This window comes from Providencia rettgeri, assembly GCF_001874625.1.
GTDB lineage: Bacteria > Pseudomonadota > Gammaproteobacteria > Enterobacterales > Enterobacteriaceae > Providencia > Providencia huashanensis.
In genome coordinates, this window is record NZ_CP017671.1 from 828,644 (window position 1) to 844,618 (window position 15,975).

16 protein-coding genes are annotated in these 15,975 nt (G+C 42.7%); 11 read left to right on the forward strand and 5 right to left on the reverse strand.

The window, feature by feature from the left end:
* Positions 1–276 precede the first annotated feature (276 nt).
* The 11 genes from queA (at position 277) to pgpA (ending at position 10,523) form a co-directional block, all read left to right on the forward strand.
* Positions 277–1,347 carry a tRNA preQ1(34) S-adenosylmethionine ribosyltransferase-isomerase QueA gene (gene queA / locus RB151_RS03500; protein WP_042846951.1) on the forward strand — a complete coding sequence of 357 codons (1,071 nt, stop codon included), beginning with the start codon at positions 277–279 and terminating at the stop codon, positions 1,345–1,347.
* A gap of 88 nt (positions 1,348–1,435) precedes the next feature.
* On the forward strand, positions 1,436–2,563 hold the full coding sequence (tgt, locus tag RB151_RS03505; RefSeq protein WP_071547705.1) for a tRNA guanosine(34) transglycosylase Tgt: 1,128 nt from the start codon (positions 1,436–1,438) through the stop codon (positions 2,561–2,563).
* A 151-nt stretch (positions 2,564–2,714) separates the two neighbouring features.
* Positions 2,715–3,047 carry a preprotein translocase subunit YajC gene (gene yajC / locus RB151_RS03510; protein ID WP_004905542.1) on the forward strand — a complete coding sequence of 111 codons (333 nt, stop codon included), beginning with the start codon at positions 2,715–2,717 and terminating at the stop codon, positions 3,045–3,047.
* A 26-nt stretch (positions 3,048–3,073) separates the two neighbouring features.
* Positions 3,074–4,921 carry a protein translocase subunit SecD gene (gene secD / locus RB151_RS03515; protein WP_071547706.1) on the forward strand — a complete coding sequence of 616 codons (1,848 nt, stop codon included), beginning with the start codon at positions 3,074–3,076 and terminating at the stop codon, positions 4,919–4,921.
* Positions 4,922–4,931: 10 nt separating this feature from the next.
* Positions 4,932–5,900, forward strand: a complete 969-nt coding sequence (gene secF / locus RB151_RS03520; RefSeq protein ID WP_042846948.1) for a protein translocase subunit SecF — start codon at positions 4,932–4,934, stop codon at positions 5,898–5,900.
* A gap of 239 nt (positions 5,901–6,139) precedes the next feature.
* Entirely contained in the window at positions 6,140–6,589 is a 450-nt protein-coding gene (nrdR, locus tag RB151_RS03525; protein ID WP_042846947.1) for a transcriptional regulator NrdR, read from the forward strand.
* Between the two features lie 5 nt (positions 6,590–6,594).
* Positions 6,595–7,710 (forward strand): bifunctional diaminohydroxyphosphoribosylaminopyrimidine deaminase/5-amino-6-(5-phosphoribosylamino)uracil reductase RibD, encoded by a 1,116-nt coding sequence (gene ribD / locus RB151_RS03530; protein ID WP_071547707.1) that lies wholly within the window; start codon positions 6,595–6,597, stop codon positions 7,708–7,710.
* Positions 7,711–7,800: 90 nt separating this feature from the next.
* On the forward strand, positions 7,801–8,274 hold the full coding sequence (ribE, locus tag RB151_RS03535) for a 6,7-dimethyl-8-ribityllumazine synthase (RefSeq protein WP_042846945.1): 474 nt from the start codon (positions 7,801–7,803) through the stop codon (positions 8,272–8,274).
* A gap of 126 nt (positions 8,275–8,400) precedes the next feature.
* Positions 8,401–8,817, forward strand: a complete 417-nt coding sequence (nusB, locus tag RB151_RS03540; protein ID WP_042846944.1) for a transcription antitermination factor NusB — start codon at positions 8,401–8,403, stop codon at positions 8,815–8,817.
* A 202-nt stretch (positions 8,818–9,019) separates the two neighbouring features.
* Positions 9,020–10,003: a thiamine-phosphate kinase gene (gene thiL, locus RB151_RS03545; protein WP_042846943.1), complete on the forward strand. Its 984-nt coding sequence runs from the start codon at positions 9,020–9,022 to the stop codon at positions 10,001–10,003.
* A gap of 1 nt (position 10,004) precedes the next feature.
* Positions 10,005–10,523, forward strand: coding sequence for a phosphatidylglycerophosphatase A (pgpA, locus tag RB151_RS03550; protein ID WP_042846942.1), 519 nt, complete (start codon positions 10,005–10,007; stop codon positions 10,521–10,523).
* Between the two features lie 283 nt (positions 10,524–10,806).
* On the opposite strand, the gene RB151_RS03555 is transcribed toward pgpA, so the two are convergent.
* From RB151_RS03555 to fixA, 5 genes are all read right to left on the reverse strand, one after another.
* Complete coding sequence (locus tag RB151_RS03555) at positions 10,807–12,132, reverse strand: MFS transporter (RefSeq protein WP_042846941.1); 1,326 nt, start codon at positions 12,130–12,132, stop codon at positions 10,807–10,809.
* A 77-nt stretch (positions 12,133–12,209) separates the two neighbouring features.
* The gene (fixX, locus tag RB151_RS03560; protein WP_042846940.1) at positions 12,210–12,497 is read right to left on the reverse strand and encodes a ferredoxin-like protein FixX; all 288 of its coding nucleotides are present in this window, start codon (positions 12,495–12,497) and stop codon (positions 12,210–12,212) included.
* Positions 12,494–13,780 carry an FAD-dependent oxidoreductase FixC gene (fixC, locus tag RB151_RS03565; RefSeq protein WP_071547708.1) on the reverse strand — a complete coding sequence of 429 codons (1,287 nt, stop codon included), beginning with the start codon at positions 13,778–13,780 and terminating at the stop codon, positions 12,494–12,496. The genes fixX and fixC overlap by 4 nt, the downstream gene beginning before the upstream one ends.
* Positions 13,781–13,832: 52 nt before the next feature.
* Positions 13,833–14,774 carry an FAD-binding protein gene (locus RB151_RS03570; protein ID WP_048608391.1) on the reverse strand — a complete coding sequence of 314 codons (942 nt, stop codon included), beginning with the start codon at positions 14,772–14,774 and terminating at the stop codon, positions 13,833–13,835.
* 11 nt (positions 14,775–14,785) lie between these two features.
* A complete protein-coding gene (gene fixA / locus RB151_RS03575) occupies positions 14,786–15,556 on the reverse strand; it encodes a putative electron transfer flavoprotein FixA (RefSeq protein WP_071547709.1) in 771 nt (256 codons plus the stop codon).
* Positions 15,557–15,975: the final 419 nt, after the last annotated feature.

The window sequence follows — 15,975 nt, forward strand, 5'->3', positions numbered from 1 at the left end:
GACTTGAAATGGAGTAAAAAACCTTTCTTAATTTGCAGCTTATAGGTATCAGTATTGAGAAACAAAAGAAAAAAGATTGAAATAAATTTGTCATGAAATCTTAGCAAAACAGAAATAATTCATTCTTTGAATGGATAAATAGTGCGCAGAATTTTTTGCTAACAAAATATTTGTTAAATAATGGCGAATATTTATACTATTTTGCGCTTATTTCTTGCGCCAAAGGCGGTGCGGCACTAGACTAGTCGCCTGTTTTTTTAGATTGATGTCAATACAATGCGTGTTTCTGATTTTACTTTTCAATTACCTGAAGAACTGATTGCCCACTATCCACAGGCGGAACGTAGCGCTTGCCGCTTATTAAGTCTGGATGGAAGCTCGGGGCAGCTAACGCATGGTGTTTTTACAGATGTTCTAGAAAAATTGGAGAAAGGGGATTTACTGGTATTCAATAATACCCGCGTGATCCCAGCAAGGTTGTTTGGTCGCAAAGTCAGCGGCGGTAAAATTGAAGTTCTCATTGAGCGTATGTTAGATCAACACCGAGTATTGGCCCATGTTCGCGCATCAAAAGCACCGAAAGAGGGGGCTGAACTGTTGTTGGGTGAAGATGAAAGTGTCAAAGCCACGATGATGGCGCGTCACGGTGCCTTATTTGAACTGCGTTTTGATGATGAACGGGATGTTTTGAGCATTTTAAACCAAATTGGTCATATGCCATTACCCCCTTACATCGACCGGCCTGATGAAGAAGCGGATAAAGAGCTTTATCAAACTGTGTATAGTGAAAAACCGGGGGCTGTAGCAGCGCCAACGGCGGGTTTGCACTTTGACGAGCCTTTACTTGAAGCTTTGCGCCAAAAAGGCGTTGAAATGGCATTTGTTACCTTACATGTCGGCGCAGGTACTTTCCAACCTGTTCGTGTTGATACTATCGAAGATCACATTATGCACTCCGAATATGCGGAAGTGCCACAAGATGTGGTTGATGCGGTATTAGCCTGTAAGGCGCGTGGCAATCGCGTTGTTGCTGTAGGGACAACGTCTGTGCGCTCACTGGAAAGTGCGGCTAAAGCTAGCCAAGATGCCTTGATTGCTCCATTTTTTGATGATACCCAGATTTTTATTTATCCCGGGTATGAATATCAAGTGATAGACGCACTTATCACTAATTTCCACTTACCAGAATCAACATTAATTATGTTGGTTTCTGCGTTTGCGGGATATAAAAATACTATCAATGCGTACAAAGAGGCGGTTGAACAAAAGTATCGTTTCTTTAGTTACGGTGATGCTATGTTCATCACACCCAATGCGAATGCACCATTCGAAAAAATTGGGGAATAATCAGTTCGAGCGGTGGCGTTGGCTGCTAGCTTAGCAAATTAATATTATCGACAGCATCAGACTGTTTTTCTGATGCTTGGAGGCAAACGTGAAATATGAATTACAAATGACTAGCGGCAATGCACGTCGTGGTCGCTTAGTATTTGAGCGTGGTGTGGTAGAAACCCCCGCGTTTATGCCAGTAGGCACCTACGGTACTGTAAAAGGCATGACACCTGAAGAAGTAAAAGAAACGGGTGCTCAAATTCTTCTAGGGAATACTTTCCACCTGTGGCTGCGTCCAGGGCAAGAGGTCATGAAGCTCCATGGTGATCTTCATGATTTTATGCAATGGCAGGGGCCGATATTGACGGATTCAGGGGGGTTCCAAGTCTTTAGTCTTGGCGCAATGCGCAAAATTAAAGAGGAGGGCGTGCATTTTCGTAACCCAATAAATGGTGAGAAAATTTTCCTAAGCCCTGAAAAATCAATGGAAATTCAGTACGACCTCGGTTCAGATATTGTGATGATTTTTGACGAGTGTACGCCATATCCGGCAGATTGGGATTACGCAAAGACATCAATGGAAATGTCGTTACGTTGGGCTGCTCGTAGCCGCCAACGTTTTGACGAATTGAACAATAAAAATGCACTATTTGGCATTATCCAAGGCAGCGTTTACGAAGATTTACGAGATATTTCAGTTAAGGGGCTGGTGGAAATTGGCTTCGATGGGTACGCTGTAGGCGGCCTAGCTGTAGGCGAACCAAAAGAAGATATGCACCGCATCTTAGAGCATGTTTGCCCTCAAATTCCGGCAGATAAACCACGTTACTTAATGGGGGTGGGCAAACCGGAAGATTTAGTGGAAGGTGTTCGCCGTGGCATTGATATGTTTGATTGTGTGATGCCGACACGAAATGCACGTAATGGGCATTTATTTGTCACACATGGCGTGGTAAAAATTCGTAATGCTAAGTATAAATCAGATACATCGACATTGGATGCCGATTGTGACTGCTATACTTGTCGCCATTATAGCCGCGCTTATTTACATCACCTTGATAGGTGTAATGAAATTCTTGGTGCAAGGCTCAATACCATTCATAATTTACGTTATTATCAACGTTTGATGGCCGGTATTCGCCAAGCAATCGAAAATGGAAAATTTGAAGAGTTTGCGAAAGATTTCTACCAGAAGATTGGTAAACCCGAACCTTCATTAAATATCGAGTGAATTTAAGTGCGAAATGCTACTAATCTGTGTAGCATATCAATCTGATACTTACCATACTTTGAGGCGCATGCGCTTATTAGCTTTATGTAATTCGAAGTATTTATAGAGTATATTTTTAAATTGCTTTCAATAAAACAATGAGGAAAGTTGAATGAGTTTTTTTATTTCTGAAGCAGCAGCGTCAGCAGGTGCGCCAGCGCAAGGTAGCCCATATACTATGGTTATCATGCTTGTTGTTTTCGCTCTGATCTTCTATTTCATGATTTTGCGTCCACAGCAAAAGCGTGCGAAAGAACACCGTAAATTGATGGAATCTATCACTAAAGGTGATGAAGTTTTAACAACTGGCGGTTTAATCGGGCGTGTGACTAAAGTATCTGAAACCGGTTATGTGGTTCTTGAACTGAGTGAGAACACAGAAGTAACCATCAAACGTGATTTCGTTGCTGCTGTTTTACCTAAAGGCACAATGAAAGCAATTTAATTCTGATTCTCCCGAAGGGAACTGCCGTGCTAAACCGTTATCCTTTGTGGAAGTATCTGATGTTGATCTGTGCGATCCTCATCGGTCTGCTTTATGCGCTTCCAAACCTATATGGTGAGGATCCGGCTGTTCAGATCACTGGCGTGCGGGGAACCGCCGCCAATGAACAAACGCTGATCCAAATCCAAAAATCGTTACAAGATGATAAAATTCAGAGCAAATCAATCTCTCTGGAAAATGGGGCAATTTTAGCCCGGTTCAACAACTCTGATGTTCAGTTACGTGCTCGTGAAGTGATCATGAATGCACTAGGTGATCAGTATGTTGTTGCATTAAACCTTGCACCTGCGACGCCTAAGTGGCTTGAAATGATCGGCGGTGAGCCGATGAAGCTCGGCCTTGACTTGCGTGGTGGGGTTCACTTCCTGATGGAAGTTGATATGGACACTGCATTAGGTAAATTGCAGGAACAAAACATGGATGGTTTACGTAATGACCTGCGTCAAGAAGGCATTGCGTACTCTTCTATTCGTAAAGGCAATGATTATAGCGTTGAAGTCCGTTTCCGTAACGCAGATGATCGTAGCCAAGCAGAAAAAGCACTAGCACGTAAATATCCAGACTTAGTGTTTAGTGATGGTAGCGACAACACGATGATCGCTGTGATGACCGACGAGCGCTTACGTGAAGCTCGTAACTATGCGGTTTCTCAGAATATTACCATCATCCGCAACCGAGTAAACCAATTAGGGGTTGCTGAGCCACTTGTCCAACGTCAAGGTGCTGACCGTATTGTTGTTGAATTACCCGGAATTCAAGACACCGCTCGAGCAAAAGAGATTTTAGGTGCTACAGCAACATTAGAATTCCGTTTGGTGAATACCAGTGTTGATTCATCCGCTGCTGAACGTGGCCGTGTGCCAGGTGATTCAGAAGTGAAATATGACCGTGAAGGCATGCCTTATGTACTGTATAAGCGTGTTATCTTAACGGGGGATCATATTACGGATTCAACATCTGAAGCCGATGAAAATGGTGCACCACAAGTAAGCATCAGCCTTGATAGTTCTGGTGGTTCTATCATGTCCGATTTTACGCGTGATAACCAAGACAAACTGATGGCAACCCTGTTTGTTGAATACAAAGACAGTGGTAAAAAAGATGCAGCAGGCCGTTCAATTTTAGTGAAAGATGAAAAAGTCATCAACGCGGCACGTATTTCGGCTCGCTTTGGTAGCAAATTCCGTATCACAGGCATCAACAATGGTACAGAAGCTCGTCAACTTTCATTATTGTTACGTGCGGGGGCGTTGATTGCGCCAATCCAAATTGTCGAAGAGCGTACCATCGGCCCAACTTTGGGTATGCAAAATATCGAACAAGGCCTGAAAGCTTGTATCGCGGGTCTATTAGCATCAATTCTATTTATGATTATTTACTATCGTAAATTTGGCTTGATTGCCAGTAGTGCGCTGATGGCGAACTTGGTATTAATTGTTGGGGTTATGTCTCTGTTACCGGGGGCGACACTAACTATGCCAGGTATTGCTGGTATCGTCCTCACCCTTGCGGTTGCAGTCGATGCCAACGTTCTTATCAACGAACGTATCAAAGAAGAGTTGCGGAACGGAAGGTCTGTTCAACAAGCAATTCATGAAGGTTATAAAGGCGCCTTCTCAAGTATTACAGACGCAAACTTAACGACATTAATCACGGCTATTATTCTCTATGCAGTGGGTACAGGGTCGATTAAAGGCTTTGCGATTACGACAGCGATTGGTGTCGCAACCTCTATGTTTACAGCTATTGTTGGTACACGTGCAATCGTGAACCTGCTTTATGGTGGTAAACGTATTAACAAGCTGTCAATTTAAGGAGCACGTTGTGGCACAGGATTATTCTGTTGAACAATTGAACTATGGTCGTAAAGTCTATGACTTTATGCGCTGGGACAACGTTGCCTTTGGTATTTCTATCGTATTACTGATCGCTTCTTTTGTGATTATCGGCCTCAAAGGTTTTAACTGGGGGTTAGATTTCACTGGGGGGACAGTTATCGAGATCAACTTAAGTCAGCCTGCTGATTTGGATAAAATTCGAGACAGCTTGTCTAACTCGGCTCATAAAGATCCATTAATCCAGAACTTTGGTAGCAGCCGTGACATCATGATCCGTATCCCGCCAATCGAAGGCGCTGCGGGTCAAGAGGTTGGTAAAGAAATTATCACCATCATTAACCAGAGTGTAGATGATAAAGCGACGGTAAAACGCATTGAATTCGTTGGGCCGAGTGTCGGGGCCGAATTAGCGCAAACAGGGGCTTTAGCACTGTTAACTGCACTAATTTGTATCTTGGTATATGTCGGCTTTCGTTTTGAATGGCGATTAGCCGCGGGGGCTGTATTGTCTCTCGCTCATGACGTGGTGATCACATTAGGTATTTTGTCTCTGTTTCATATCGAAATAGATATGACAATCGTGGCATCACTGATGTCAGTAATTGGTTACTCACTGAACGACAGTATCGTTGTTTCTGACCGTATCCGTGAAAACTTCCGTAAAATTCGTCGTGGTACGCCGTACGAAATCATGAACGTCTCTTTAACACAAACATTGAGCCGTACCATCATGACATCGGCCACAACGTTGTTAGTGGTTCTGATGCTGTATCTGTTCGGTGGCACTATGCTGGAAGGCTTCTCATTGGTTATGTTAATCGGTGTAACCATCGGTACTATTTCATCTATCTATGTGGCTTCTGCATTAGCACTGAAGATGGGTATGAAACGCGAGCACTTGATGCAGGCGAAAGTCGAAAAAGAAGGTGCAGACCAAGAGTCATTACTGCCTTAATTTAAAACTGGCTAAGCCAATTAGCACTTCAAATAGTTGGTGCCGTGAGTTGGCTGCAAACGAGTGATATCCCGAGGAGCATAATAAACTATGTGACTAAGGGTAGCGCAATGCAGCTAACAACACCCTCACAGCACGAAATATGAAGAGTTACGAGCACCCTAGAAGGCATCTTCTAGGGTGTTTTTTATTGCATAGTAGGGTAAACTATGTCTCCGTAAATAGATCCAGGAAACGTTATGCATTGTCCATTCTGCTCAGCTGTAGATACGAAAGTCATCGACTCGCGTCTGGTTGGTGAAGGCGCACAAGTCCGTAGGCGCCGCCAATGTTTGCTTTGTCATGAACGTTTCACGACCTTTGAGGTGGCTGAACTCGTGATGCCTCGGGTTATTAAAAGTGACGATGTACGCGAACCGTTTGATGAAGAAAAACTTAATCGCGGTATGCAAAAAGCGCTAGAAAAACGCCCCGTCAGCTCTGATGACATTGAACAAGCGATTATTTCAATTAAATCCCAGCTTCGTGCTACAGGAGAACGTGAAGTTCCTTCTAAACTTATTGGTAGCTTAGTCATGGATGAGTTAAAAAAACTCGATAAAGTCGCTTACATTCGTTTTGCTTCTGTTTACCGTAGTTTTGAAGATGTGCGTGAGTTTGGCGAAGAAATCGCTAAATTACAGGACTAACGCAAATGATAGAACAAGATGACATCTATATGGCTCGCGCTTTTGAGCTTGCACGAAAAGGGCGCTTTACAACATCACCGAACCCGAATGTTGGGTGTGTAATTGTACGTGACGGTGAAATTGTTGGTGAGGGTTACCACCAAAAAGCGGGTGAGCCTCATGCAGAAGTACATGCATTACGGATGGCCGGAGAAAAAGCTCAGGGGGCAACAGCCTATGTCACCCTTGAGCCATGCAGCCACCATGGTCGTACACCGCCTTGTGCGGAAGCATTAATTAATGCAGGGGTCAGTCGCGTTGTTGCTGCGATGCAAGACCCAAACCCACAAGTTGCTGGCCGTGGTTTGTATATGTTATCTCAGGCAGGGATTGAAACGCGTAGTAACGTGCTTTTAGACCAAGCTGAAGCTGCGAATCGTGGTTTCTTGAAACGTATGCGTACTGGTTTTCCTTATATCCAATTAAAGCTAGCAGCGTCATTGGATGGTAAAACAGCCCTTGAGTCAGGGGAAAGTAAGTGGATTACCAGTACTGCGGCTCGCAAAGATGTGCAGGCGTTTCGCGCACAAGCGAGCGCTATTTTATCCACTAGTAGTACGGTTATCGCCGATGACCCTTCTTTAACGGTTCGTTGGAACGAACTGCCAACGGACGTTCAGCAAATCTACCCAGAAGACCAATTACGTCAACCTATTCGCATTGTGCTGGATAACCATAATCGTGTCACCGCTAACCATAAAGTCACTCAATTAGCAGGTGAATGTTGGTTGGTGCGTTCTAATCCCGATATCGGCTGCTCATGGCAAGGGGATGTCGAGCAAATTAGCATCCCTGCACATGAAAATGGTACAGACCTCGTCATATTGATGATGCAACTTGCCAAACGGAATGTGAATAGTATTTGGGTAGAGGCAGGTGCAAAATTAGCAGGCTCATTGTTGAAACTAGGCTTAGTTGATGAATTAATTGTGTATATTGCCCCTAAATTACTTGGGAACAGTGCCCGAGGTTTGGTTGATTTACCTCCCCTCGATTCATTAATTGAAGCGCCAAAATTTGAATTTACTGATGTAGAAAAGGTCGGTGAAGACCTACGCGTCAGGCTTCATCCCGTATGGTAAGTGTGTTTTTTGAAAATCATACATACGGTACATGAAAGAATGTGATAAAATCCGCGCCCCGCGGGTTATAATTAATATTAGAGGAAGGCTATGGACGTAATTAAAGGTGTTGTTGCTGCGCCACAAGCGCGTATTGCTATCGCTATCGCTCGTTTTAACAACTTTATTAATGATAGTCTGCTGGATGGCGCTGTTGATGCGTTAGAACGTATTGGTCAAGTTTCGAATGACAACATTACCATTGTTTGGGTTCCAGGTGCCTATGAACTACCGTTAACGGCAAAAGCGCTGGTTGAAACAAAAAAATATGATGCCGTTATTGCATTAGGTACTGTTATTCGTGGTGGTACAGCTCACTTTGAATATGTCGCTGGTGAATGCAGCTCAGGCTTATCTCATGTCGCAATGAATAGCGAAGTGCCCGTTACTTTTGGTGTGTTAACCACTGAAAATATCGAGCAAGCCATTGAACGAGCAGGGACTAAAGCTGGTAATAAAGGTGCTGAAGCTGCACTGACTGCATTAGAAATGATCAATGTAATTAAAGCCATTAAAGGCAAGTAATACACATTTTACTTCGGGCTATAGACTGTAGTGAAGTTAACTAATACCACTGAGTGTATTGATTAGCTTAGTTTTTTATATGCCCGAATAATTTTGTGTATCGTTTTTTATTTTAAGGGGAATCTTGTGAAACCTGCTGCTCGTCGCCGCGCTCGTGAGTGTGCTGTTCAAGCCATTTATTCATGGCAATTATCTGGCAATCCAATTGCCGAAGTCGAATATGAGTTTATTGCTGATCAGGACATGTCAGACGTTGACGTAAAATATTTTCGTGAACTGTTATCTGGTGTTGCTACTAATGCAGCTAAACTTGATCAACTAATGGCGCCTTATTTATCTCGTCAGCTCGAAGAGTTAGGGCAGGTAGAAAAAGCGATTTTGCGCGTTTCAATGTTTGAATTGAGCTTCCGTGAAGATGTTCCTTACAAAGTGGCAATCAATGAAGGTATTGAGCTTGCTAAAGTGTTCGGTGCGGAAGATAGCCATAAATTTGTTAATGGTGTATTGGATAAAGCTGCACCAGTAGTTCGTCGCAAAAAATAAAAAATCAGGGTTCCCTCCTGTAACACTACAGTAGTAAATAGGTAGGCTGGGTTCCAGTCTACCTTTGTATTTATATATTCGTGGTACTCTAAGTTTCAGGTATATTGATTCAGCTAGTTATTTGCCACTTGTATTATTAAGAGCATAAATTATTTGTTTTATTTAAAACGAAAATAGTTATAGCGAAAACGGAAAATCTACCATGTCCTATGGCGAATTTGACCTCATCGCACGTTATTTTAACCGTCAAACAACGAACCGACGTGATGTAAATATCGGTATTGGAGATGACTGTGCGTTGATGACCATCCCAGAAAAACAGCAACTTGCTGTGAGTACTGACACCCTTGTTTCTGGTGTGCATTTCCTCCCTACGATTTCACCTGCTGACCTAGCCTATAAATCATTAGCATCTAATTTAAGTGACCTTGCAGCAATGGGGGCAGACCCTGCATGGGTATCTTTAGCTATTACATTACCTTGCGTTGATTGTGATTGGTTGCAATCATTTAGTGATAGCTTATTTGAGCAATTAAATTATTACGGGATGCAGCTAATTGGCGGTGATACCACTCGTGGTCCAATGAGCCTGACTTATACTGTCCATGGGTTAGTACCACAGGGTAAAGCATTGTCTCGGGCTGGTGCACGTAATGGGGATTGGATTTATGTGACAGGGACATTAGGGGATAGCGCAGCAGGTCTTGCTATTTTACAAGATAGGCTGAATATCAAAAATACCGCGCATAAAGAATGGCTAATTATGCGTCATTTACGTCCACAGCCACGTATTTTACAAGGTCAAGCCCTTAGGAACTTAGCGTCTTCTGCGATTGATATTTCAGACGGTCTAGTCTCTGATCTTAATCATATTTTGAAGGCAAGTGGCTGTGGCGCTCGAATTAATTTGGATGCACTGCCGCAGTCAGAGGCCTTAGTACAGAACTGTAGCGTTGAGCAAAGCCGTTTATGGTCCCTGAGTGGTGGAGAAGACTACGAGTTATGCTTTACTGTACCGGAAATTAATCGCGGGGCATTAGAAATGGCTTTAGCTCATACAGGGTCTGGTTTTACTTGTATTGGGCAAATTAAGCCGCAATCTGAAGGGATCAGCTACTTTTGCAATAACCAAGAAGTTGATGTAAACCTAAAAGGTTTCGATCATTTTGTTTCGGAAGGTGCGTAGCATGGCAAGTTGCCAAGAAAAAGCAGAAGCAAAAAAACGGCTGAATATGCGTAACCCTTGGCATTTGCTAGCAACGGGGTTTGGCAGCGGTTTATCGCCAATTGTACCTGGGACTATGGGGTCCCTTGCGGCAATACCTTTTTGGTTATTGATGGCAAATATGCCAGTGTGGAGCATATGGGTGCTCATTGTGGCGGGCTTTTGGATTGGCTGTCTAATTTGCCAACGTACCTCTGATGATATGAAAATTCATGACCACGGTAGCATCGTGTGGGATGAGTTTATCGGGATGTGGATTACCTTAATGGCAATCCCAGTGGTCGATTATGAATGGGTCATTACCGCATTCTTTATTTTCCGCATTTATGATATGTGGAAGCCATGGCCAATACGTATTTTTGACCGAAAGGTCAGCGGCGGTTTTGGTATCATGATTGATGATATTATTGCGGCGATATTTGCTTATGTGACAATTTGGTTGTTGGTTTGGTATGACATTATGCCATTCTCAACCAATTAAATACGCGTCATATTTCAAATTGTAGGGGTGTTGGCTTCGCTTATTCGCCCTAGTCACATACTGGTGTATGCTCCTAGGGTCTTATTCGCTTGCCGCCTACCTACAATCTGAACTATTTAGCGTATAAATACGTATCATATTTTGCGCTGTGGCGTTGTTGGCTGCACTCGGTTACCCGAATCACATACTTCTGTATGCTCATCGGGATAACCTCGATTGCCGCCTAGCCACAACTCAAACTATTTAGCGTATTGGATGTGATTGCTTATCGTAGTAACTTCTTTTACTTCTTTTTGCGCCGAATACCCATCACTGAGGTTTGTGCTAGGGTTAATCCTTTGGTTTCTGGCGCAAATAGAATTGAGACAACTAGCCCAAGTAAAGAAACCCCTGCCCCCATCAATACCACCGTGCTAACACCGTATTTTGTGATAAAAATCGGTAGTGCCCATGTGGAAAAAATGGTTCCGATACGGCTGATGGACATAATGACCCCAACGGCGGATGCGCGAATATCTGTTGGAAATAACTCATTAGGGTAGAGCCACTGTAAAATCCCTGGGCCCCCAGAGAAGAATGCATAAATACCAAACATGATAATGACTAGGCAGATACCAAGGTTAGAAAATAACCCGAGTATAGTTAGCGCTGCAGTCATTAGGGCAAAGCTACCAATTAGCAGTGGTCGTCTTCCCATTTTATTTAGCCAGTACATCGCTGGTAAGCAACCTAACATAAAAAATAAGCTGATAACTACGTTGCCTAAAGCCGCATTTTTACCTTGATCCCAACCTAATTGCCCAACAATTTGTGGGCCAAAAGTATAGATGGCAAACATTGGGATCACTTGGCAGGTCCAAATAATCGCAGTAAATAATACGAAAGAAAAATGTCGTTTATTAAACAGTTGATGAAAATGTGTTTTTTTCGCTTCCTCAGCTTCAAAAACCACAGGTTGGCCAAACAGTTTTTCCATCATTTTTTCACATTCTGGAATACGTCCTTTGCGGATTAACCAAAGAGGCGATTCAGGTAGATCAAAACGGCCAATTAAAATAACGATACATGGAATGACGGCACTGCCTAGCATCCAGCGCCAACCATCTTGAACATCATAAAGCATATAGCCAACAAGATTGGCACAAGTTGCGCCAACGTACCACATGGCTGCAATAAACCCGACCGCAAACGCACGCTGTTTGGTATTGGAAAATTCGGTGATCATCGAGGTTGCGATGGGATAATCAGCACCAATGACAATGCCAATTAAAAAACGCATTATTAGTAGTTCTAAAGGGGTTGAAACAAACATAGTTGCAACAGAGATTGCCCCTATGGCCACTATATCGATTAAGAACATTTTGCGGCGACCGACTTGGTCGCAAATGTAGCCAAACAGTGAGGTACCAATGAATAAACCCGCAAGCGTTGCGGCACCTAGTAAGCCAATCCATTCACTGTTTAAACTTAATATTGGAGTGAGTTGCTCTAAAGCGACGCCGATCAGGACTAAAACATAACCGTCCAGAAAAGGCCCACCACTCCCCCAGAGCATGATCCGCCGATGAACGGAAGAAAATTGGACATCGTCAAAACTTCTTGGTTTCATTGTGCATCCCAGTGTCAGCGCAAATATGCGCTTAAAAACCCTAAAAGTTAATGGCTTTTAGGGTTATGCTAATTAAATTAGCCGTAACGAAATTCAATGCCGAATGTGCCGCGTGGGTATTCCCATTTTTCTAATGCACTATCTAAGCCTAGGATACGGCAGGTTCCGCATTCAAGGCAGCCGGCATAATCAAAACGTACGGAGCCATCTTCTTGTTTTTTATATAAGCCAGCAGGGCAGGCTTTAGTTAATATTTCGAGCACTTTCATATCCGGGTGCTCTTTGATAACAATATGTGGATTTTCTTCATCGACATTAAATTTATTAATGCCTAACTTGACATCAACATTGACTGGATCACTCATATTGCCCTCACTCCTTTAATTCCATCCTTGATTAAATTGATGAAGCCGACTTTTTTTGCCTCTTGTAGCATAGTCTTACGCAGTGGCACAGGTGCTTCATCTGAAATAGTGAAGAGTTTTTTAGCAATACCGACAGCCATTTCTGGATAAGCGGAAAACATGCGTGGGTTATCTAAAAACTCAGGCATTTTTTGGTACATTTTCATATCACGAAGAGGGCCTTCGTTGAGTAATTTGAGGTACTCACTGAGTCCTTGTTTACTAAAGTCCTCTTTTTTCATAGCGTTAATTACTGCATTTGCCGCGGCTTCACCCGAAGCAACGGCTAAGTCCATTCCGCGGATGGTAAAGCCTAAATTCATACACATCCCAGCTGCATCCCCTGCGATTAGCACACCATCACGGACCAACTCTGATTGCATTTTCAAGCCCGCTTCAGGGACAACGTGAGCGGCATATTCAATCATTTTGCCCCCTTCAATTAATGGGGCGACCGCTGGGTGGTGTTTAAAATCTTCGAGCATTTGTGGAACCGATTTTTTGGCATCTTTAATATGATGTAAGCCACAAACTAAACCTAAAGAAATAGTATCTTCATTGGTATAAAGGAAGCCTCCCCCCATCAAGCCATCGGTAGGAGCCCCCGCAAATAGCCATGCAACCCCTTCTTTTCCCTTAAGATTAAATCGGTTAGCTAAAATATCTTTTGGCAATTCAATTAATTCTTTTACCCCAACAGCGACATGCTCAGCATTCACTCGTTTGGTCATTCCTAGTTGTTCAGCCAGTATGGAGTTCACACCATCAGCGAGGATCACCACTTTGGCTTCTAGCACATCACCATCGGCTTCAACACCTACAACTTTGCCATCCCGTTCCACTAACTTATCAACGCGAATACCTGTAATACATTGTGCGCCGGCATTTTCAGCTTGTTCGACTAACCACGGGTCAAGCTTGCCTCTCAGCACTGACCAAGAGGTTTCTTCTGGGGGTTGCTCTGCTCCATTTTGGAAATCGACTGTTACTGCACCTGTTTCTGTCATAAATGACAGCTTTTCACGCGTGATCATACGTTCAATAGGGGCATTTTGGGTAAATTCAGGAATGATACGCTCTAAGCTATGAGCATACATGCGGCCACCTGTGACGTTTTTACCGCCTGCGTAGTTTCCCCTTTCGATTAGGAGAACTTGCGCACCTTCACGGGCAAGCACCAATGCAGCCACTGAACCAGCTAGACCCGCGCCTACAATGATTGCATCAAATATATCATCGGACATAGTTTCTCCAAAGGTCACTGAAACAGTGAGGAAAACCCCACTGCTATTGAATTTATTTAGCCAGTTGTTGCGTTAAAACCGGTAAAATTTTGAACAGGTCGCCAACGATCCCATAGTCTGCAAATTGGAAAATAGGGGCGTTTTTGTCTTTATTAATGGCGACGATAGTTTGTGCGCCGTTTGCGCCAACCATATGCTGAATTTGACCAGAAATTCCTACTGCGAGATATAACTCAGGTTTCAGCATCAGGTTGGAAATACCAACGTAGCGCTCATGCTCCATCCATTTTTCGTTTTCTGCGACAGGGCGAGAACAGGCAATTTCAGCGCCGATGGTATCAGCGAGTTTTTTCGCGATAGCGATATTTTCTTGGCTTCCAATCCCCCGACCTACACTGACCACTAGACGAGCTTTATCTAGTTCAACGGAGTTACCTGCTTTTTTCTGAATCGAGGTACGTACAATAGATTGTTTTGGTTCAACCCATGGTGCAGTTTGAGCAGTACCGCTGAGTGATGCATTATTTTGCGCAGCTTCAAACGTGCCGGTGGTGAGTGTAGCGACTGAAAATGAACTGTTTAAGGTTTCTTGGCCAAAGGCTAACCCACCATAAACCATATGTTTTATTACAGGTTTTCCTGATTCTACTGTCACAGTTGCCGCATCGTTAGACACAGCAGCTTGCAGTCTTGCACCTAAGCGTGCAGCCAGTAATTTACCTCTACGGGTATTAGGTAGCAGTAATAGCCCGTTATCGCCATGCTGTTTAATTGTCGTGACAATGGTATCAGCATAGTCTTCGATGATACGGTCGTCAGGCTTACCATACAGTTGAAAAACGTGGGTTGCGCCAAGTTGAAAGGCTTGTGAGCTTTGTGCGTCATCTAACGTTAATACATTGACTTGTTCGCCGAGAGTGAGGGCCCCACCGATAAGTTCAGGTAAACGGGAAGTCATATCACTAAATACCCAAACGGTTGATAATTTGCTCATAACTCCTCCGATTAAATGATTTTTCTTAAATGTTCAGCAAATTGTGCAATTTGCTCTTCGCTATCACCTTCAATGATGATGCGTTGACGAACTTTTTGCTTAGGTGCTGCGATAGATTGTGCGGATAATGCTGTAACGTTATCCAAGCCAATATCGGTTATTGCCCAAGCTTGAACGGGTTTTTTAGCGGCACCTAAAATGGCTTTCATTGATGGGATGACAGGGACATTAATATCGGAGGTCACTGCGATAATGGCAGGTAACGAAATGGACAATGTTTCAATTTCATCTTCTAATTCGCGTTCTACAATGAGCGTATCCGGTGTGATGGAGACAATTTTCTTTATGCCATTGATAGCGGGAACTTGCAGGGTTTCACCCATTAAGATACTAACTTGTTGAGCGTTTAAGTCTGCGGAACCATCACCACAGATAATTAAATCAAAACCAACTTTTTGAGCCGCAGAACTTAAGGCAAGTGCAGTTTGATGTGGTAAGGCGTGTTCGAGTTGATCGTCAATAACGACAACAAGTTCATCTGGACCACGAGATAATACATCTTTACGTGCTTTCATATTGGTTAGTGCTTTACCACCAACACTTAACGCAATAACTTTACTATCTGCTTGTTGCGCTTTAATTTGGTTAGCTGCTTCAATCGCATTTAAATCATATTGACTAATTTTGGTATCTGCACGTGAAAAATCTAAAGAACCATCTGAGCTATTTACAATAATATCTTGTTCATCGGGAACAGATTTATAGCATGTAATAATATTCATTACATCTCCTAAAATATAATTAATAAATATGATCCGTTTTTGTTTCGGATTATATAATTATCATGAACTGGATATTTAAAAATAAAACCTAAGTCACCAATATTGAAAACCTTGAATTAAAGTCGGTTTAAATATTCATACTGATACACTACTCACCAATACTGTAAAAATCATCAACTTATCAATGTAATGTTCAATATTGTTATGCTAATCACCAATACTGAAGGTATTTAATAACATTAATATTACAAGATAATTTATCTATATGTATTTATTGGTTATTTTAATTATTAAAGCGTCAGATATTAGTAACAAATATTTATCACGAATAATATTGTGACCTTAATAACAGAATTGTTAATGGGGACTCGACATGATTTGAATAGTGATTGGATTAATACTTAATTAAATTTATTGAG